This window comes from Nitrososphaera sp. (assembly GCF_013388945.1).
Taxonomy (GTDB): domain Archaea; phylum Thermoproteota; class Nitrososphaeria; order Nitrososphaerales; family Nitrososphaeraceae; genus Nitrososphaera.
Window position 1 is genome coordinate 31713 of the sequence record NZ_JACAEH010000031.1, and the last position, 18790, is coordinate 50502.

Annotated in this window: 20 protein-coding genes; 10 read left to right on the forward strand and 10 right to left on the reverse strand. The window is 55.6% G+C overall.

All coding sequences use genetic code 11. The features are described from left to right. Positions 1-12 precede the first annotated feature (12 nt). Positions 13-1110 carry a cyclic dehypoxanthinyl futalosine synthase gene (gene mqnC, locus HXY31_RS12200; protein WP_342816311.1) on the forward strand — a complete coding sequence of 366 codons (1098 nt, stop codon included), beginning with the start codon at positions 13-15 and terminating at the stop codon, positions 1108-1110. Here the strand turns inward: mqnC and HXY31_RS12205 are convergent. Both HXY31_RS12205 and HXY31_RS12210 read right to left on the reverse strand, forming a co-directional pair. Continuing rightward, on the reverse strand, positions 1097-2551 hold the full coding sequence (locus tag HXY31_RS12205; protein ID WP_292643414.1) for a menaquinone biosynthesis decarboxylase: 1455 nt from the start codon (positions 2549-2551) through the stop codon (positions 1097-1099). The two genes, mqnC and HXY31_RS12205, sit on opposite strands and share 14 nt — an antisense overlap. A 35-nt stretch (positions 2552-2586) precedes the next feature. Next, the gene (locus HXY31_RS12210) at positions 2587-2997 is read right to left on the reverse strand and encodes a PDC sensor domain-containing protein (protein ID WP_292643416.1); all 411 of its coding nucleotides are present in this window, start codon (positions 2995-2997) and stop codon (positions 2587-2589) included. A 98-nt stretch (positions 2998-3095) separates the two neighbouring features. On the opposite strand from HXY31_RS12210, the gene HXY31_RS12215 reads away from it, so the two are divergent. Continuing rightward, the gene (locus tag HXY31_RS12215; RefSeq protein WP_292643418.1) at positions 3096-3305 is read left to right on the forward strand and encodes a hypothetical protein; all 210 of its coding nucleotides are present in this window, start codon (positions 3096-3098) and stop codon (positions 3303-3305) included. Here HXY31_RS12215 and HXY31_RS12220 read toward each other — a convergent pair. Then, a complete protein-coding gene (locus HXY31_RS12220; RefSeq protein WP_292643420.1) occupies positions 3276-3455 on the reverse strand; it encodes a hypothetical protein in 180 nt (59 codons plus the stop codon). The genes HXY31_RS12215 and HXY31_RS12220 overlap by 30 nt on opposite strands. 225 nt (positions 3456-3680) lie before the next feature. On the opposite strand from HXY31_RS12220, the gene HXY31_RS12225 reads away from it, so the two are divergent. Both HXY31_RS12225 and HXY31_RS12230 read left to right on the forward strand, forming a co-directional pair. Beyond that, entirely contained in the window at positions 3681-4433 is a 753-nt protein-coding gene (locus HXY31_RS12225; RefSeq protein ID WP_292643421.1) for an IS6 family transposase, read from the forward strand. Beyond that, positions 4430-4741 (forward strand): hypothetical protein, encoded by a 312-nt coding sequence (locus tag HXY31_RS12230; RefSeq protein ID WP_292643423.1) that lies wholly within the window; start codon positions 4430-4432, stop codon positions 4739-4741. Before HXY31_RS12225 ends, HXY31_RS12230 begins: the two co-directional genes overlap by 4 nt. Before the next feature lie 155 nt (positions 4742-4896). On the opposite strand, the gene HXY31_RS12235 is transcribed toward HXY31_RS12230, so the two are convergent. After that, entirely contained in the window at positions 4897-5718 is an 822-nt protein-coding gene (locus HXY31_RS12235) for a hypothetical protein (RefSeq protein WP_292643425.1), read from the reverse strand. Between the two features lie 152 nt (positions 5719-5870). Here HXY31_RS12235 and HXY31_RS12240 point away from each other — a divergent pair, with 152 nt between their 5' ends. After that, positions 5871-6242, forward strand: coding sequence for a hypothetical protein (locus HXY31_RS12240; RefSeq protein ID WP_292643426.1), 372 nt, complete (start codon positions 5871-5873; stop codon positions 6240-6242). Beyond that, positions 6242-6451, forward strand: a complete 210-nt coding sequence (locus HXY31_RS12245; protein WP_292643428.1) for a 30S ribosomal protein S27ae — start codon at positions 6242-6244, stop codon at positions 6449-6451. Before HXY31_RS12240 ends, HXY31_RS12245 begins: the two co-directional genes overlap by 1 nt. On the opposite strand, the gene HXY31_RS12250 is transcribed toward HXY31_RS12245, so the two are convergent. The 5 genes from HXY31_RS12250 to HXY31_RS12270 are packed head-to-tail and all read right to left on the reverse strand — an operon-like array spanning position 6452 to position 11962. Next, positions 6452-8059 (reverse strand): nucleotidyltransferase domain-containing protein, encoded by a 1608-nt coding sequence (locus tag HXY31_RS12250; protein ID WP_292643430.1) that lies wholly within the window; start codon positions 8057-8059, stop codon positions 6452-6454. Beyond that, on the reverse strand, positions 8052-8777 hold the full coding sequence (locus HXY31_RS12255) for a hypothetical protein (RefSeq protein ID WP_292643432.1): 726 nt from the start codon (positions 8775-8777) through the stop codon (positions 8052-8054). Before HXY31_RS12255 ends, HXY31_RS12250 begins: the two co-directional genes overlap by 8 nt. Positions 8778-8810: 33 nt before the next feature. Continuing rightward, positions 8811-9911 carry a tRNA pseudouridine(54/55) synthase Pus10 gene (locus tag HXY31_RS12260; protein ID WP_292643434.1) on the reverse strand — a complete coding sequence of 367 codons (1101 nt, stop codon included), beginning with the start codon at positions 9909-9911 and terminating at the stop codon, positions 8811-8813. Beyond that, positions 9904-11277: a signal recognition particle receptor subunit alpha gene (locus HXY31_RS12265; RefSeq protein ID WP_292643436.1), complete on the reverse strand. Its 1374-nt coding sequence runs from the start codon at positions 11275-11277 to the stop codon at positions 9904-9906. Before HXY31_RS12265 ends, HXY31_RS12260 begins: the two co-directional genes overlap by 8 nt. Then, positions 11270-11962, reverse strand: a complete 693-nt coding sequence (locus tag HXY31_RS12270) for a diphthine--ammonia ligase (RefSeq protein ID WP_292643438.1) — start codon at positions 11960-11962, stop codon at positions 11270-11272. Before HXY31_RS12270 ends, HXY31_RS12265 begins: the two co-directional genes overlap by 8 nt. Before the next feature lie 75 nt (positions 11963-12037). Here HXY31_RS12270 and HXY31_RS12275 point away from each other — a divergent pair, with 75 nt between their 5' ends. The 4 genes from HXY31_RS12275 (at position 12038) to HXY31_RS12290 (ending at position 18345) form a co-directional block, all read left to right on the forward strand. Continuing rightward, the gene (locus tag HXY31_RS12275) at positions 12038-12856 is read left to right on the forward strand and encodes an ATP-binding cassette domain-containing protein (RefSeq protein WP_292643440.1); all 819 of its coding nucleotides are present in this window, start codon (positions 12038-12040) and stop codon (positions 12854-12856) included. Positions 12857-12890: 34 nt separating this feature from the next. Further along, the gene (locus tag HXY31_RS12280) at positions 12891-15875 is read left to right on the forward strand and encodes an ABC transporter substrate-binding protein (protein WP_292643442.1); all 2985 of its coding nucleotides are present in this window, start codon (positions 12891-12893) and stop codon (positions 15873-15875) included. A 35-nt stretch (positions 15876-15910) separates the two neighbouring features. Next, a complete protein-coding gene (locus HXY31_RS12285; protein WP_292643443.1) occupies positions 15911-16957 on the forward strand; it encodes an ABC transporter permease in 1047 nt (348 codons plus the stop codon). 101 nt (positions 16958-17058) lie between these two features. Continuing rightward, positions 17059-18345: an ABC transporter permease gene (locus HXY31_RS12290; RefSeq protein WP_292643445.1), complete on the forward strand. Its 1287-nt coding sequence runs from the start codon at positions 17059-17061 to the stop codon at positions 18343-18345. A 108-nt stretch (positions 18346-18453) separates the two neighbouring features. Here the strand turns inward: HXY31_RS12290 and HXY31_RS12295 are convergent. Continuing rightward, positions 18454-18790, reverse strand: a 337-nt coding sequence (locus tag HXY31_RS12295; protein ID WP_292643447.1) for a translation initiation factor IF-5A, incomplete at its 5' end; no start/stop codon positions are given.

Below are 18790 nucleotides of genomic sequence, written 5' to 3' on the forward strand. Positions count from 1 at the left end.
CTCCAGCAGTTCATGAAACAGTCTGACATATCAGATGTCTTGGACAGCGCACTTGCCGGCAAGAGGCTTGGCCTTGACGACTGCATCCGGCTCGTGAAATCGGACGACGTGTATTCCATGGGGCTTGCAGCAAGCATCCTGCGCCAGAGGCTTTTCGGCGACACTGTGACTTTTATCAACAACATCATACTAAACTACACCAACGTCTGCGTCACGTACTGCAAGTTCTGCGCCTTTTACAGGCCGCCCGGCCACGAAGAATCGTACACTGTTCCAAAGGAAGAGATTGTGAGGCGCGTCGCGACTTCGAGGGAGATGTTTGGCATAACGCAGGTGCTCTTCCAGGGAGGCCACAACCCCAACTTAAAGATAGAATACTATGAAGACGCGTTCAGGGCCATAAAGCAAAAGACGCCGCAAGTCGCAATCCACGGGCTGTCGCCGTCTGAAGTCGACATGATAGCCAAGGTTGAAAGGAGCAGCACACGCGAAGTATTGTCAAGGCTAAAGGCAGCCGGCATGGACACCTTTGCCGGCGCAGGCGCCGAGATACTTGAAGACAGGGTCAAGGACGTGATAAGCCCGCTCAAGATAAGGAGCGACGAGTGGCTCAGGATTATGGAAGAAGCCCACCAGGTCGGGCTGAAGTCTGTTGCGACTATGATGTACGGAACAGTCGAGACCGAGGAAGAGCGCGCAAGGCACATAATCAAGATAATGAGGCTGCAGGAAAAGACCGGCGGGTTTTTGTGCTTCATCCCGTGGAGCTTTGAGCCTGACAAAACAGAGATGCAGTCTGACGGTCTGATAAAATACCCGTCCGGCGGCCTGCAACTGCTAAAGATGATTGCGATCTCAAGGATAATGCTCAGCGGGCTGATTGATCATTTGCAGTCGTCGTGGCTGACAAACGGAATAGGCATGGCGCAGCTGGCATTGAACCACGGAGCCGACGACTTTGGAGGCACCCTGATAGGAGAAGAGGTGGTGAGCGCAACAGGCGCGCGCTCTACCGAATTGACGTCAGACAGGATAGTCGCTGCTGTCAAGCAGGCAGGCTACAGGGTTGCAGAGCGGGACAACAACTACCAGATAATCAGGTACCACTAAAGTATTCTTTCCAGCGCCTGTCTACAAGCGCCTTTGTCTCTTCGTCGACTATTGCAAGCTGCTGGATCTCTCTCATGTAGCCTTCCTCCCTCGTCTTTTGGGTCGCGTCTATGCCCATCTTTGAGCCGAGGTTGACAAGGGGCGACGCGGGGTCAAGCGTGTCAGTCGGCGCGTTGTCGATTATCACCGTGTCCCGCGCCGGGTCTGCGCGCGTCGTGACCGCCCAGATAACGTCGTCCATGTCGTGCACGTTCACGTCGCTGTCGACTACGACAAACATTTTCGTAAGCGCAAGCTGGCCCATGCCCCACAGGCCCATCATCACCTTCTTTGCCTGGCCGGGGTACGTCTTTTTTATCGATATTATTGCAAGCCCCTGGAACCAGCCGGCGCCCGGCATCGAAAAGTCGACAACCTCCGGGTGGAACATCTGGATGAGTGGCAGAAATGATCGCTCGATGACCTTGCCGATGTACGCGTCTTCGAGCACCGGCTTGCCCACGACTGTCGTGAGGTAGATGGGGTTTTTGCGCCTCATGATGCCTGTGAGCGTGAACGTGGGGAAGGGCTCTGCCGGCGTGTAGTAGCCGGTGTGGTCGCCAAAGGGGCCTTCCATGCGCATGTCGTTTGGGTCGACGAATCCTTCAAGGACAATCTCTGCGTTTGCAGGCACCTCCAGGTCGACGGTCTTGCATTTCACAAGCTTGACTCCTTTTTTCCGGGCGATGCCGGCAAAAAGGTACTTGTCCATGCCTTCCGGCACCGGCGCGACTGCAGAAAACACGGTTGCAGGGTCGGCGCCGATGACAATTGCCACTTCAATTTTCTTGTTCTGCTCCTTTAGCATCTTGAAGTGCTGGGCGCCGCGCTTGTGGGTCTGCCAGTGCATTATCGCATGTTTATCGTCGATTATCTGGATTCTGTAGACGCCCAGGTTGCGTATCTCGGTCTCGGGGTGCTTTGTGACAGTCATGCCAAAGGTGATGAACCTGCCGGCGTCGCCTGCAAACGATTTCAGCACGGGCATAGAATTGAGGGACGCCCTGTCTGTTTCCACGATTTCTGTGACGGGCCCGCTGTCGACGTACTTGGGGCCGTACTCGCCGATCTCCGACAGCTTGGGCAGCATCTTTAGCTTGTTTAGCATCCCCGACGGCATCTTCATGCGAGTAAGTTCCGTGATGCGGGTGCCTATCTCGGTAAAGTCGTCGGATTCTAGCGCAATCTGCAGGCGCCTCATGGTGCCAAACGCGTTGCCGAGGATCTGCATGCTTGTGCCTTCGACGTTTTCAAAGAGCACCGCCGGCTGGTCTTTCTGGTACATGAGCCGGCGCATTATCTCGGCGACTTCGAGGTCGGCGCTTACCTTTGCCCTGACGCGCCTGAGCTCGCCTGCTTTCTCGAGCGCCTGAACGTACTCGCCGAGGTCCTCAAAAGGCATGGAGCAGTGTCGCCTTTGACATTAGATAAGCGTTCCTAGGCGCGCTTCATAAAGCTGGCCTTGTTCTTCTTTACGAGCGGCAGGACCTTTTTCGTGATGATGCCGTGCACCTTGTCGCCGTGCTTGACGTCAAAGGACATCAGGACGACGTATGCCAGCCGGCCGTTTTCGTGCGATATCGGTATGGTGGCGCGGACAAGTTTAGCATAGAACGAGCAGGCGTAGCCTATCTTGCCAAGGAGGTATTCCCAGCGCAGGCGCGTGTACTGGCGCGTGGCGGCGGTTATGGCGTACTGGGCGCGCTCTTCCGGCGTCATGATGGGCTTGAGGCCCTTTCTCTCGGCAGTCGCCACCAGGTTGCCGTCGCCGTCGGCAATCCCCACAAAGCGTATGGCAGGGTCAAGCGATACGGCTTTGTCGCAAAAGTTCTGGAAAGGTGTCTTCATTTGTTCGCTATTGCAAGCGAGCGTGAGGTATATTTGATTTTCCCGCACCTTCCAAGCGATACTGTTCGATTAAGGTACATGGCAAACAGCTCTCGTAGATGACTTCCCTCCCAAATTCCATAATCTATGGAGCGTTAGGAATGACTCTATTTGCATTGGGTTATGTCGTAGCGCTTGGATTTGGCAGCCAATCCATTACAAGAATCGTGCTTGGAATAACCATCGGCGCAGTAATAATGGCAGGAATAGCAGGTTTGGTATTCAGGTTAAGGAAAGCATTAGCGGTCAAGAATAATCCAGATGATTGATCCAACGATGGCTATTATTCCAACGATAAAGGCAGTCTGCGGCAATCCTAGGTCATTTTCAAGACCGATGAAATCTGCAGTACCTGCGGTAATGAAAGAAATGACTACAAGAACGATTCCCGCAAGCAGCAATGCGAATTTCTCGTGCAAAGTCACCTCTAGCTATGCCCGGCCTTTTTTAAGGCTATTTGATATAGTTCTGATATAGAACCGATAGAGCTATATAGGGTGATATACATATGATATATGATAGATATGGAGTGTAAGTTTTGTCACTCAAGCCAAGTAGTCAAGCATGGCAAGCGCTTCGGGCTTCAGCGCTGGCAATGCAAGGACTGCAAACACCACTTTAACGAGACAGACAGCCTTCCAAGAATGAGGATAAACACTCACGCAATCGTGACCGCGCTCGACCTTTACTATGGCGGTCTTTCCATGCGCAAGACTGCAGAGCAGCTGGAAAACATCTTTGGCGAATCAGTATCGCAATCCACGATACACTATTGGGTCCACCGTTTCGCGACAATTGCAAAAGAGTACGTGGAAACATTGAAGCCCGCGCTTTCAGGCAAGTACCACCACGACGAAACAGAAATCAAGGTTGGTGGTGACGGCAAATACTTCTGGGAAACGATAGACGAAGATACCCGCTTTATTGTGGCAAGCCTGTTGAGTGAGGGCAGAACAAGCGCAGACGCTCGCAAGGTCTTTACGATGGCCCTCAAGAAGCAGAGGCCAACCGCCTTTTTCACCGATGGCAGCTTTGCATACGACGATGCAGTCAAGGTCTTTTACAGTCGTTACAAGGTTGATCAGGTAGAATGGGTTAGGCGCGTAGGCATAAGGGCAAGAGAAACAAACAACATAGTTGAGCGCTTACACGGCACTCTGAAAGACCGCACTTATCCGATGCGCGGACTAAAGAACTTTGAAAGCGCGCAGAGCTTGCTTGACGGCTATATCATCAACTACAACTTTTGCAGAAAGCACCAGTCTATCAAAATGACGCCCGCGCAGGCAGCGGGCTTGGAAATAAAGGGCTGGAAACAGATTATCGAAAAGGCAACCGAGCAAAAGACAAAGAAAGAGATAGAAGCAAGCGCTATGCAGGTAAAGGTAAAGGCATGAGGCGGGCGCTTGTTTCCCTACCTGATGGGGTCTGGAATGTCATAGACAAGGAGCTTAGGGGGCAGGTCGGAGATGGTGACTCAGAGGTTATTCGCAACATCGTTATCGCGTACCTGACAGAAAGGGGATATCTGGTAAAGCCAAAAACACACATCAGCAAGACTGGAACGGTTGATCAAGTGGCTGGTGAACTTGACATCCACGACAACATGATAACCGCGCTTGCAGAAATCCTAGAGGAGCATGGACAGCTTGACCAGAACGAATGGGAAAAGCGCGTTCAGAAAAAACTTCATCAGAAAAAGTAACTCAACAAATTTTGCAGAAGCAATCGCGGGATATACTGGTAATATTATCGTGCATAGTATTGATGTTCCTCGGACCCATTGGAATGTTATTTGCTGTTCAAGATGCAGTTTCAGGTAGGAACAGCATAGTGCCATTCATTATGATGGCAATAGGATTAGCGGCGGGGCTGGCGTTTCTTCGCTTTGTAGAAGCCTTTGTTCCGTAAGTACTTGAGACCCGGTATGTATATGGTAAGGAAACTCGTTGCAAACGCAAGACTCGCAATACCCAAGGTAGCTTGACTCATAGACAGAGTATTCCTGCCAAGAATGAAACTATTGGTACTTTCGATACCCTCTACATGTATGAAAGGCTGACCCATTTTGATTCTATCCTCTTCGTCTGTGGGACCAGCTCCTAGGGCTATATCGAATACGCCACTAGTTGCATAGGTAAGCGTATGATTTCCGCGATACATGACATCAGTCCAAGTCGCATTATCGGAACTCTTTGTCAAGTCAAAAAAGCAAGATGGAATATGCTCGTACAAGTCTGCACCACGACGGCAAAAAGTGCCATCCATCCATAAGCGATAGAAATCAGGCAAGGGAATGTTGTTTGCATCATTGTATAGTGCATCATCAGGATCAGGTTTGATGCTGGCAAGAACAGTTATGCCACTTCCTGCGGCCAGAGTAGTGGAATTGAGATTTATCGTAAGTGACAACATCTGTGTACTATCCACTGGATTGGCTATTTCGTTAAGATGGCTTTGATAGAATTGGGGTGCTGTAGGAAGAGGATTTGTCAGGATAGTGTATCCTGTGAGAACGAAGGTGATTACTATAATGAGACCGAGGAGGGCATATGTTACTTCAACAGCCATCATTCCAAGGTCTTTCAGAGTCAGATCTTCAAGACCCAATGCCTTAAGAAAGGCCTGCCTTCGGGAATTTGGCCCATCTACCGGCTTACCCTCATTGGTGTATACTACCAACTTGCCAGCTCCAAGCTTTATGGGGTAGCTATTATCATTTGCGCTTGGAAATGAATAACGGGGAAGGTCTCACGAACGGGCCATGTACCTTAATCGAACAGTATCTTCCAAGCAAATACTTAAATGGGTTTCAGGGGGCGATACAGTCCGCTTTGTCGCAAGAACTAGTAATGGTCGAGGACCGCAAGAACTCGCTCCTTGGAAGGAGGGAGGTAAAGGCAGTCTTCAAGGGCGCGGCCGGCAAGCTGAAAAAGACCGAGGCTGCAGAGCAGCTGGCGGGCCAGCTTGGGGTCGACGCGAAAAACGTCATACCGATAAACCTGCTGTGCGAGACCGGCATGGTCGACGTGCACGCAACATTTTACATCTATGACAGCGAGGAAGAGGCAAAGAAGCAGCTTCCGCGCTACAGGCTGCTCCGCAAGATGCCAAAAGCCGACAGGAAGAAACTGCTGGACGAGGAGAAGGCAGAAAAGCTGAAGGCAAAACAGGCAGCAACAGCTGAAAAGGGAGGCAAGAAGTAATGGCAGACAAGAAGGCTCCGGCAAAAGGCGAGGTCCAGGTATACAAGTTCTATAAAGTTGAGAAGGACAAGGTCACGAGGAACAGGCGCGAGTGCCTGAAGTGCGGCAAGGGCGTGTTCATGGCCGAGCACAAGGACAGGTTCACCTGCGGCAAGTGCGGCTACACCGAGTTTGCCCGCAAAGAGCCGGCAAAGAAAGGCAAAAAGTAGTCAGGCCATCTCTTTTCTTATCGCCTGCGCGACCTGCGGCGAGAGCACGGGGTAAAAGGTCTGGATGTAGCGCCTTGACTTTGCGAGCCTTTTCACGACATCAGGATTGTCGTAGCCTTCCAGGAACTCTTTTGTTATTCTGGCTGCACCTTCCGTGTTGCCCGTGCCCTTTAGACCCCAGCACAGAAACTGCGCCACGTCCCACGCGGGGTCGCCTTTTTCAAAGACAAACTGCTCAAGGTCGGTGAACCAGAGCCCGTCTGCAGCTATGACGTTCTTGGGCTTGATGTTGCCAAAGCACGCGCCTGTCTTGTGGACCCGAGCAATCTGCCGGCCCGCCTCGCGAATTTCCGGACTGTCCGGACCTTTCAGGGCGCCCCTCATTATCTGGGCAAGGCTTGGACCCTCCACGTATCTGGTGACAAGGAGCCTTTCGTCAAGCACGACTGTCTCTATTGCAGGCGTCTTTAGCCCGAGCGCGCGCAGATGGCGCAGCGCCCTGTATTCGGTGCCGAGCCTGAGGAGCGGATCCGTCTGGAACTTTTTCAGGTAAGCAGTCCAGACTCCGAGCGCGGCCCACTTCATCCCCTTGGTTTTGGCAAGTTTCTTGACTGCCAGCTTTAGGTCGCCTAGCGCGTACAGTATCGTCCTGCTGTTCTGGTTCCCGAGCCTGCGCTTTGACACCGAATAGTCGCTGATGCCGTTCTGCCTTGCAACTTTATCAAGCCAGTCCTGCCTGCGGCTGTCCGCTATAATCAAACCCTCTGGCAGCTTCCAGTAGGCGCATGCGGGGCACGACATGAACAGTGGCAGCTCGACCGGCTGCCTCAGGTGGCGCCGTATCTTTGACTGCGCCTCGTTGACTGCGAGGTGGTACATCTTGCGGCCAGCGTACGAGTGGACGAAATAGGATTCAAACTCGTGAAGCCTCCTTGCAAGCCTGAGCGACGGCTCGCCCCTTGCAAACCGCAGGCGCTTTTCAGACACCCGGAGCATGCCGTTGTCGCTGACAAGCAGCTCAGGGTCGTGGGCCACGATGTCGGCAAGCGCGTCCCTGTAGCCCTGCATGGCAAGCTCTAGGTTCCTGCCGCCTGCGGCGTACGTCCTGTAATAGCTGTATGTCGCATTTGGGTAGAGCGACATCCTGCGCCGTATCTTTGAAAACGCGATGTATTCCAGCGGAAACGAAATGTCAGGCGCAAGGAACCCGGCGGACCTGACCAGCTCTTGCAGCTCTTCAAGCACCACCCGGCGCTTGTAGGTTTTCTCGACCTCTCGCAAAAACTCGGGATTTTCCACAGGCTCGTAGACGTGCAAGAGCCTGCCTGCCACGAACTCGCCCAGGTAAGCGCCTCTGGCGTCGCGCTCTAGCGCCTCTTTGTCGACTACAAGCGCTGAGACTTGCAAGCCGGATTCTTGCATGTAGGCGTACTTTACCTTGTACGGGTAGTTTTCAAGCACGAGTAAAAGATCGATGTCGCTGTCAGGCCTTGCATAGCCTGCGACTTTTGAGCCATAGACGCAGGCCGCTGAAATCTTGCGACCTTTAGCCGCCTTTTGCATGCAGTCTTGAAGGACCTGTCTTTCCCTGTCAGGCAGGCTAGACATAGCCGGGCTGGCCCTTTCTCTTGCGCAGCTTTACGCTCTCGTACTGCGCTATCTTGTCCTTTACCACCTGCTCGACCTGCAGGCGGGCCATTGCCTCGACGGGTATCTTGATGACGTTAGAGTCTATGGGGACCTTTGTCATGGGGAGCCCCTTGTCCATCCACAGCTTTATCGCCTTGTCCTCCAGTTTTAAATCACGGAATCCCTCTGGGAAGCGGCTCGTGATGTGTCGAATAAGCGTCTGGTCGGATTTGAAGACTGCCCGCTCTTCGAGAAGCCTGCCGGCGTCCGCGTAGGTGCCCTCAAAAAGCGTGCCTGACAGTTCATCAGATACGACGTTCATCTTGACTATCCTGCTCACAAGTTCCAGGTAGTGCATGAACTCGTGCGCCAGGATCGCATGTATGGTTCCCTTCAGCCCGAACGCGACTAGCGGCGCCGTTAATTGAACAACAACACGGAGCAAGTTGTCGTCGCCCACCACCGGGATGGTGCGGGCAAAGAATATTCCAAACTGCGTAAACTCTACTGCAGACGTGGAGACGACCATCGAGGGCTCGACGTAGTAGTACGGGTAGCTCAGGCCCGACGCCTGCTCGACCCGGCTTATTCCCTCGGTGACGAGCGGGAACCTTTCTGCAACAAGGTCGTGCATCTTTTGAGGTATCTGCCCTGCGGCTAGCGCATCGTGGACCTTGTAGAGCGGGTCAAAGCTCATCCAGCATCGAAAAGGTAGTGTGGGCAAAAAACATTACTGAAATTGTACAGATAAAATGTCAAAGGTCGCGCACTCGCACTTTGCGCCGAGCAGGCCGGACACGTTTGGCTCCATGTACTCGACGCCTCCAACAAACTGCTTTATCGGCAAACCCCCGTCGGCTTTTATTGTCAGCTCGAATTCCCTGTCGCCGGTCTTTTTTGCCTGCGCAGAGTAGACCTTCTTTGAAGCGACCTTTGCCCTGCTTTCAAATTTCACCTCTGCTCCTGCAAGCGACTTTAGCTTGGAAATGTCCTCGCCCGTTACAGGGCGCTCACAGGTGCACGCAATTTTCGTCCTGACTGTAAAGCGCGCCTGCGTGTCAGGCACGTCGTCAAGGACGCCTGTTATCGTGGCAGTAATGCCGGCCTCTGAAAACCGCCTCTTTTTGGGCTTTCTCACGTGCGGGTCTGACACCTTGACGTAGAAAGGCCTGCCCTTTCCAAGCACGAGGCTGCTCTGGTCCTCGCTTCCAACCCACGAAAAGCGCGGGGCCTGGCCGCCTGTTGCCTTGGCGATGTGCCTTGCCAGGATGGCCTCGACGCTTCCGTCGCCGTAAAACCCGGTGTTGTCGCACAGGTTGCAGCCCTTGCCCTGACACATCGGGCAGCGTTCCTGCTTTTGCGGCAAGCCCCTTGCCTTTTTCGTGTACCGCCCTTCAAGCGCGATGGGCCTTGCATGCGCTGTAGCCTCGGCGTTGCCGTCCTTGTCTATCATCACGTTCACGGCCAAGTCTGGCCTTGAAAAATCGACGCGCCTGCCAGTCATCCTGGCAAGCCTCTGCCCGAGCTCCCGTGTTAGCTGGCCCTTGACGCTCTCTTTTCCGCGAATCTTGAGCCGCGCCCTCAGCGAGTCTTCCCGCTCAAAGAACTGCGTGGCAAGGGTCGCGCCCACAAGGAATGTGTCGAATTGGTATTGCTCTGCAGCTGCAAGCGCCTTTTCCGCTATCGGGTCAAGGTTGTCAAACAGCCCGCGGCAGATGTGGCATTTTTCCACATGTTTCTTGCTTGCCTGGCCCGTCTGCCTTGCAAGGCAGTACCTGCACAGCCCGTATTCTTTCAGCTGGACAAGGGCGCTTTTGCGAGAATCAACCAAGTCCGAACCTCCTCATGAGGCCCTGCATCTGCCGGCCCTTTGACTGCTTCATCATGGCCTTGGAGTTGTTGTACTGCTGTATCATGTGCTTTATCTCGCTCTCTGGCATGCCAGAGCCCCGCGCTATGCGCTTGCGCCTTGACTCGTTTACAAGGTCCGGGTCCTTCTTTTCGTCAGCCGTCATGGACTGGATGATAAAGCGCCACTTTTCCATGCGCTCCTGCATGGCGTCCAGCTGGTCCTCCTTTACCATGCCGGAAAGCCCTGGCATGTTCTCTATGACGTTTCGGAAGCCCATCTTGCCCACCTGTTCCATCTGGGCGTAGAAATCTTCGATTGTCATCTTGCCTGACAATACGCGCTTTGCCTGGTTCTCGTCAGCCTGCATCTCGAGACCCTTTGCCATCTCCAAAAGCGCCTTGATGTCGCCCATGCCAAGCAGCCGGCCAACAAAGCGCGTCGGCGAGAACTGCTCCAGGTCGTCGATGCGCTCGCCGGTCCCGATGAACATCACCTTGGCGCCGGTAGCTGCAGACGCCGCAAGCGCGCCGCCTCCCTTTGCGGTGCCGTCAAGCTTTGTGACTATTATGCCGCCAAGCGGCGCTGTCTTGTGGAACGCCTCGGCCTGGCTGTACGCCTGCTGGCCGATGGTGCCGTCCAGGACGAGCAGCGCAAGGTCTGGCGTCGACACCTTGTGCATCTCGGCCATTTCCTGCAGGAGGCCCGCCTCTTCCTTGTGCCTGCCGGCAGTGTCTATGATTATCACGTCAAGATTCTGGGGCTTGAAATGCTCGAGGCCGTGCCTTGCTATGCCGACCGCGTCCTTGCTTTCCTCTTCGCCGTAGACTTCGACGTTTATCTTGGCGCAGTTCATTTTCAGCTGCGTCAGCGCGCCGGGGCGCCAGGTGTCAGTGCCAATGACTCCGACCCTGTAGCCGTGCTTTGTGAGCCACCTTGCAAGCTTGGCAGTGACGGTGGTCTTCCCGGAGCCCTGGATGCCGAGAAGTAGCACGATGTTCTGTTTGCCGGGCTTGAAAAATGCTGTCACGCCGGGGTCGTCGTCTATGCCCTTTTTGTCTACGGTAGTTATCACCTCGCCAGAATAGCCAAGCATCCTTGCCAGCTCTCCGTACAGGATGGTGACGATGTGATCCTTTCGCGAGAGGCCTTTTGGCGGCTGCTCGTTCATTGCGCGCTGCTTCAGGTTGTCGGTAATCGTCTTGACAAGCGCTGCCTTTACGTCTGACAGCAAGAGCGAGCGCTGGATGTCCTTGCACAATGAATCAATGAGCTCCTCGTTGATGTCCGAGGCGCCCACTATTTTTTTGAGCGCGCTACGCAGGCCGTCACGGAGGTTGTCAAACATCCCGGTGTACTAGCTCCGCATCCAGTATTTCAAATATTCCCCGCTGGCCGTCCCAGTGCGTCCTTGCCTTTCTCACGCTCAGCCTCTTTGAGTAGAGGGGGCAATCCAAAACGAGTGTCTCTGCCTCGCCCCCTTCAAACGCGAGGTTGAACCCGTGCTTTCTTGAAAGCGCTGAAAGGCGCGCAAGCGACTCCCTGTCTATCATCCTGCCGAGCCACTCTTTTTCAAGCCCCATCGCGGAAATGCCCACTATCATTACCGAAAAATTGCTGTCCAAAAGCTCGCGCATGTACTTTTCTTGGTCAACGCCCCACAGCGGCGCAAAGACTTTCAAGTTGTGCTTTTTGCACACCGCTTCAAAGGCCTGCTTTTGAAAGTTGCTTGCAATGCCACCGTGGACAATGCCCTCTATCCTGTAGCGCTTCTTTGCCTCTGACACTGCCAGGTCGAGCGCCTCTGCCTCCTCTTCTTTACTCCTGCCCGGGGCAGGCACGCTTACAAGCGGCGTCTGCATTGCCTCGGCAAGGTATTCCGTCATGGCGCTGTTGGGGTAATGGAAGAGCAGGCTGTCGTCTGCTCCGGGCCACATCGATATCAGGCACTCTATCCTGTGGCCGGCCTTTTTTGCCAGGTAGATGGCGTAGGTGCTGTCCTTGCCGCCAGAAAAGAGCGCCCCCAGTCTCACAGGCTAGCGACGGCGCCGGCAAATATCAACCGTCCGCAATTGTTTATATCTGAAAGGGTGGCAAGCGCACATGTTTTGGGCGCTCTGCTTGAGGCACGGGGGCTGGTCAAGTACTTTGCGGTGAAAAAGGGCATCAGGCAGATGTTCCAGAAGGGCCAGCAGTTTGTCAAGGCAGTAGACGGCGTCAGCTTCTCCCTCGAGCGCGCAAAGGTGCTTGTGCTGGCCGGCGAGTCCGGCTCGGGCAAGACCACAGTTGCAAGGCTGGTGCTCAGAGCCGAAGACCCTGACGAGGGCTCGATAATATTTGACGGCGAGGACATCACGCGCTATACAGGCAGCCAGCTGAAAAAGTTCCGCACGCAGGTTCACATGGTCTACCAGGACCCCTACGCATCTTTGAACCCGCGTATGAAGATCCGCGACATTGTCATGGAGCCTCTTTCAATCCACGACAGAACAAGCTCGCGCGAGCAAAAAGAGGAGAAGGTGCTAAAGGCGCTTGAAGAAGTCCGGCTCCCTTCCGACATTGCCATGCGGCTTCCGCACATGCTCTCCGGCGGCCAGCGCCAGAGGGTTGCGCTTGCAAGGGCGCTTGTGATGAGGCCGGCGCTCATCGTCGCCGACGAGCCGGTATCGATGCTCGACGTGTCGGTGAGGGGCGAGATACTGGGGCTGATGCACGAGCTGCGCCAAAAGTTCGGCATCGCCTACATCTACATCACCCACGACCTTTCCACTGCACGGTACGTGGGCGACGACCTTGCCGTCATGAACGCCGGCAGGATAGTCGAGATGGGCCCCATAGACCGCGTGCTCTCGTCGCCTGCCCACCCCTACACGCAGGCGCTTATATCGGCGATCCCCGATCCAGACTCCCGTCTAAAGAGTGCTTGAAAAATATATTAGTGAACCCCGCATGCAAGAGGTAATGCGAAAGGCGGCTGCGCTCTCGATTGCAGTGGCTGTATTGCTTGTTTCAGGTTTTGCCCCGGCGTTTGCGCAGCCCGCAAAGGGACCTTACGTCGACCAGGTGCGCTTTATCCACTACGAAGATGAAAATGTAGCATTGGAGCAGGTCAGGTCTGGCGGCCTTGACGCCTACTACTTCAAGATACCACTCGAAGCGGCTGCCGACGCCAAGGACGACCCGAGGATAAAGATCTATGACAGGCTTTCCGGCTCTAACGTGATGATGCTCAATCCCGCCCCGTACAAGGACGACAGGCTCAACCCGTTCCAGTTCAGGGACGTCAGGTATGCAATGAACTACCTGATAGACCGCGACCTTGTGGTAAACGAGTTCCACAAGGGCTACGGCAGCCCGCTGGTGGAGCCGTTTGGCATCTACTCGCCAGAGTACCTCAACATCATCGAGACAGTCGAGTCGATGGGGCTGCGCTACAACCCGCAGCTGGCAGACAGCATGATAACAAAGGCGCTCACGCAGGCCGGCGCGGCCAAAGAAGACGGCAGGTGGATGTACGGCGGCAAGCAGGTAGAGGTGAAGGTGCTGATAAGGTCCGACGACACGGTTCGCAGGCTGATAGGCGACGACTTTGCGGCAAAACTCGAGAGCGTCGGGTTTTCTGTCCAGAAGGACTATGGCGACCTGAGCAAGGCAAACACGGTAGTTTATGGCACGGACCCGCAGGACCACCAGTGGGACGCCTACACCGAAGGCTTTGCAGGCACGTCCGTGTTTGTGAAATACAACCCGGTGATACCGGCGCAGATGTACGCGCCGTGGTACGGCAGGATGCCGGGCTTCCAGAACCCGAGCTTTTGGCAGTACGAGAACGCGACGCTTGACGAGGTGACTCAGCGCATATTCTTTGCAGACTTTAAATCCGAGGAGGAGCGCAACGAGCTAGTCAACGAGGCAGTCACCATGGGCATGCAGGAGGCTGTCAGGGTGTTTGTCAACCAAAAGACCGACCCGCACGTGGCAAAGGCCGACCTGCAAGGGTTGGTCAACGACTTTGGCGCAGGGATTACGAGCAAGTACTCGCTCATAAACGCAAGGCCAGCGCAGGGGAGCTCGCTTGACGTGGGCGTCAAGCAGATCCACCAGGGGCCCTGGAACAGCGTCGGCGGGCTGTCTGACATTTACAGCCGCGACATTTACTTCCTAGTGATTGACAGCGGCACATTCCGCGACCCGTACACGGGCGAGATAGTGCCCATAAGGACGGACTGGACTGACATCAAGACTGAAGGCCCCGACGGCAAGCTTGCGGTGCCTGAGGAGGCCGTGACGTGGGACCCTGCAACCCAGGAGTGGGCCAACCCGGCTGGCGAGGCGACCAGCGCCGTCACGTTTGACCTCGTGTTTTCCAACTGGCACAACGGCCAGCCCATGAGTGCGGCCGACGTCATGTACGCCCAGTATTTCACGTTTGAGTGGGGCACGGACCTCGGGCCCGGCGACATGACAGTCGACCCCGAGTTCACGTCGCTTGCAGGGCCAGCGCTTGAGCGCATAAAGGGCCTCAGGTTCATCGACAGCGACACCGCGGTCTCGTACGTTGACTTTTGGCATTATGACCCAAGCGAGATAGCCGACTTTGCTACCGCGTGGGCTACAGAGCCGTGGGAGATAACGGCGGCGACTGAAAGGCTTGTGACGTCGGGCAAGATAGCGTACTCGAGGGCGGAGGCCACAGTCAAGAACGTGGACTGGCTGGACATGGTAGTACCTGACCACGCCAAGCTTATACGCGACGAGCTTGTAAAAATGAGAAACGAGAGGTTCGTCCCCGCGCCGCTGCAAGGGATGGTGAGCGAGAGCGAGGCCATTTCGCGCTACAATGCAAGCATCGACTGGATTGACGAGCACGACCACGCAGTCATCGGCAACGGCGCGTTCTACTTTGACAGCTACAACGTGGCAGGCAGGACCATAACTGTAAAGGCGTTCCGCGACCCGACGTACCCGTTTGAGGTGGGCCACTGGTCAGGCTACGAAACCCCGCGGCTTGCCAAGATAGCAAGCTCCAACATTGCAAGGACCATAACTATAGGCCAGCCGGCGCAGGCCACTCTTAACATAGAGGTGGGTGGCGAGCCTAGCAGCGAGGCCCAGGTGGACTATTTCATTTCAAACAAGGACGGCAGGGTAGTCGTCAGGGGCAGCGCGCAGGCGACTGACACCGGCAGGTTTGTCATAGACATACCGGCAGAAGAGACATCGAAACTGTCTGCAGGCCCCAACCAGCTAAAGATATTTGCAAACAGTGACTTTGCGTTCAGCCCCGACATCTCGACTACAACCATCCTCGCATCCTCTACGGGCTCGACCGGCGGGCAGACCGGAGGCAACCAGACAGGCGGCACCACGCCTGAAACGGCGCCGTCAGGATGCCTGATAGCGACCGCGGCGTTCGGGTCGGAGCTGACTCCTCAGGTGCAGTATTTGCGCAGCTTCAGGCAGGACTATATCCTCTCGACTGCGTCGGGCTCGGCCTTCATGAATGCGTTCAATGCAGTCTATTACTCGTTCAGCCCGCAGGTTGCAGACTATGAAAGAGATCAGCCATGGCTTCAGGCCACGGTAAAGGCTGCAATCTACCCGCTCTTTGGCATCCTTGGGGCGGCTGAAAGGGTCCATGCGATTGCTGCCGGCGGGGAGGCAGGCGCGGTGGCGGCCGGCGCGGTGGCAAGCTCGCTCATCGGCGCGGTATACCTCTGGCCCGCAGGCCTTGCAAGGCCCGTGCAAAAACGTTCGTCGCTTGCGATAAAGATGGCCCTTGCGGTGCTTGCAGCGTCTGCAATCGCGATAGCAATTGGTATTGCCACCGCAAACACGCCGGCGCTTGTTGCAGGCACCTCGCTGTTCGTGCTCTCTGCGGCAGGCGCCTCGGCCATGGCCGCAGGCAGGCTTGTCGGCAGGGCAATCGGGCGCAAAGTCAGATAATATTAAAAGAAAGCCAGCCCCTCTGGTCTAGCGAGTTGGGTGGATTCTACCGCTTTGTGCTGGTCCGCTCCATAAACACGCTGGTCGTGCTCTTTGCGACGCTCGTGCTTACAATAGCGCTCCTCGGCCCAACGATGGACAGGATACTGCTTGACGGGATAAAATTCTACGTCGTAGAGGAGATAAACCTGCGCGAGTTGAAATTTGACAACGCGCAGGAGCGCCAGCAGTTCATCGATGAGCGGGTGGAGCAGCAGGTCAAGACCATAGGGCTTGACGAGCCGTGGTACTCGCCCAAGCGCTTCTTCAACACTGTGCTCAGGGTGATGGTGCTTGACCTTGGCAAGTCCAACTTTCTGACAAGCGAGAGCGGCTCGTCAAACGTCCGGGACATAATCCTGGAAAAGGTGCCCAAGACGGTGCTTCTGTTCACCACGTCGACTCTTGTGGTGACCGTCATCGGCCTGTACCTGGGGGCTTTTGTCGCAAACAAGGCCGGTTCTGTGTGGGACAGGCTCAACTCTGCCTTTGCCGTGTTCTCGGGCTCTTTTCCCACCTGGTGGGTCGGCATGCTCATGATCTTTGCGTTTGCGTTTGCCTACCACATCTTTCCGGCCCGCGCGACACCGCTGACGCCGCCCGACGACCCGGCTTATGCGCTCGACCTGCTGTACCACATGCTGCTTCCACTCATCACGATAGTCCTGGTCGGGTTTGGTGCATGGGCCTACATCGTGAGGTATTTCGTCGTCGGGATTCTGGGCGAGGACTATATCGCGGCCAAAAGGGCGGCCGGAATTCCTGAAAGAAGAATAGTCTACTCGCACGCGCTCAAAAACGCCGCGCCGCCCATAGTGACGGTGGTCGCGCTCAGCCTTGCTGGCTCGTTTGGCGGCGCAATCACAGTCGAGGCCGTGTTTGACTGGCCCGGCATGGGTCAGCTGTACTACCACGCAATCGGCATGTTTGACATACCGGTCATCATCGGGCTCACCTACGTTTCCACGGTCATCTTTGTAATCACCGTGTTTTTGACTGACATCATCTACGCCTACTTTGACCCGAGGGTGAAGGTGGCCTGAGCGCGAGTTCGACAGTCCTCTCAAGGTCCGAGATAGTCCGCGAGTTTAGGCGCTCAAAAAGTGGCCTTGCCGGCGTAGCGATACTGCTTGGGCTCATCGTCATGACTATCTACTCTGTGGTCGCAATACCGCTTGAATCGTACAGGCAGTGGAACAACCCCAACTTTTGGATAGACCTGCCCAAGTCGGCGGCGCCGGCTTGGACCAACGCCTTTGGCGCAAGGGCGCCCGAGCACATCGTCATGCACTCGCCGAGCGCGCAGGTGGCAGAGTCAGGTGACGGCGGAGTAAGGACGGTGACTCATTCCTATACGGTGCGGTTCAACTACGACCAGTACCCCGCAGATTTCATGCTGCTATACTCTGCGCGCTATGGCTCGACGCAGCCTGCCCTGCAGGTCGACGTGGTCAGGCCCGACGGCAAGGAGTTCAGGGTGTACTTTGCGTCGCTCCCGCCGTCGCAGGGAGGGCAGAACGTCTTCTCGTCTCGCGTGTTTTCGACAGACAGGGCTATTGCCGAGTCGCTCCGGGGAGACACCGGCGCGTTTTCGTACCCCCAGGACCCTGCAAGGCCGCATGTGATGATCTTTTCAGACGCTACCCAGAGCAAGGTGCTCAAAGGCACGTACGTGTTCAGGGAGACGTTCTACCTTTTCGACCCTGCCGACTCTGTGGAGGATTCCGGCGTAATCCTCGGCGGCAAGGTGTACGGTGTTATGGGCACGGACGAGCTCAGGCGCGACCTTGCAACAGGCATACTGTGGGCGGCGCCGGTCGCGCTTTTCATCGGGCTGACAGTGTCAATCGTGTCCATACTGATAGGCCTTGTCTATGGAGTAGTGGCCGGCTACAAGGGCCGCAGGACCGACGAGGGGCTCATGAGGATAAACGACATTTTCTACTCGCTCCCGACGCTCCCGCTGCTTGTCATTCTCTCAGTCACAGTCGGAAGGAGCATCTTTCTCATCACAGGGTTTTTGGTGATATTCGGCTGGGTGGGCATGGCAAAGATAAGCAGGAGCCTTGCGCTCCAGATAAAGAACCTGCAGTACGTCGAGGCCGCAAAGCTGATGGGCCAGTCAGACGTGCGGATAATATTCAGGCACATAATCCCGCAACTGCTGCCGCTGACTTTTGCAAGCATCGCCATTGCTGTTCCGTCCGCAATCCTTGGAGAAGCCGCGCTGTCTTTCCTTGGCCTTGGCGACCCGTCGATTCCGACCTGGGGCCAGATACTGCACGACGCAAATTCCGCCGGCGCGGCCGTCCGGGGGCTGTGGTGGTGGATTGTCCCGCCGGGCCTTATGATAGCCATAACGGGCCTTGCGTTTGCGCTTGTCGGCAACGCGCTTGATGCAATTGTCAACCCGCGGTCAAAGAAGGTGTAGCGGATGCCTCAGGACTCATAATCCTCGTCACAAATCAGACGGCTCTTCCTTCACGTCATCAGCATCCGCTGGCGATAATCAATTTGCAAGGGTATTGAACGTAGCGCGCTAGCCCTTGACGCGGACTATTTTTACCCTGTCAAGCACCTTCCAGTACTCGACTTCCTGGCCCTGGACGTTGTCCTGCAGCTTTTCTCGGATCTCGTCCTCTACAGACGACGTCTCGAATGTCTCAAAGGTCTCGAGGTCCATTATCTGCAGCGTGTCGCCCTGCTTTGAGATTATCTGGCCGTTGCGCTTGTCAATGAGCGGGACCTCGACCCTCGTGGTGACAGGCCCTACGAACGGGTGGGTGCTGCCGTCAAAGACGCCGACGGCGTTGATCCTGGCCTTTGCAGAGCCGTGCTTGCCCGGCTTGCTGTGGTCGTACGAGACTATCCTGCAC

Coding starts and splice junctions, on each gene's coding strand:
- mqnC (WP_342816311.1), top strand. CDS start 13: ATGAAACAGTCTGACATATCAGATGTCTTGGACAGCGCACTTGCCGGC.
- HXY31_RS12205 (WP_292643414.1), bottom strand. CDS start 2,551: ATGCCTTTTGAGGACCTCGGCGAGTACGTTCAGGCGCTCGAGAAAGCA.
- HXY31_RS12210 (WP_292643416.1), bottom strand. CDS start 2,997: ATGAAGACACCTTTCCAGAACTTTTGCGACAAAGCCGTATCGCTTGAC.
- HXY31_RS12215 (WP_292643418.1), top strand. CDS start 3,096: ATGACTTCCCTCCCAAATTCCATAATCTATGGAGCGTTAGGAATGACT.
- HXY31_RS12225 (WP_292643421.1), top strand. CDS start 3,681: ATGAGGATAAACACTCACGCAATCGTGACCGCGCTCGACCTTTACTAT.
- HXY31_RS12230 (WP_292643423.1), top strand. CDS start 4,430: ATGAGGCGGGCGCTTGTTTCCCTACCTGATGGGGTCTGGAATGTCATA.
- HXY31_RS12245 (WP_292643428.1), top strand. CDS start 6,242: ATGGCAGACAAGAAGGCTCCGGCAAAAGGCGAGGTCCAGGTATACAAG.
- HXY31_RS12250 (WP_292643430.1), bottom strand. CDS start 8,059: ATGTCTAGCCTGCCTGACAGGGAAAGACAGGTCCTTCAAGACTGCATG.
- HXY31_RS12255 (WP_292643432.1), bottom strand. CDS start 8,777: ATGAGCTTTGACCCGCTCTACAAGGTCCACGATGCGCTAGCCGCAGGG.
- HXY31_RS12265 (WP_292643436.1), bottom strand. CDS start 11,277: ATGTTTGACAACCTCCGTGACGGCCTGCGTAGCGCGCTCAAAAAAATA.
- HXY31_RS12280 (WP_292643442.1), top strand. CDS start 12,891: ATGCGAAAGGCGGCTGCGCTCTCGATTGCAGTGGCTGTATTGCTTGTT.
- HXY31_RS12290 (WP_292643445.1), top strand. CDS start 17,059: ATGACTATCTACTCTGTGGTCGCAATACCGCTTGAATCGTACAGGCAG.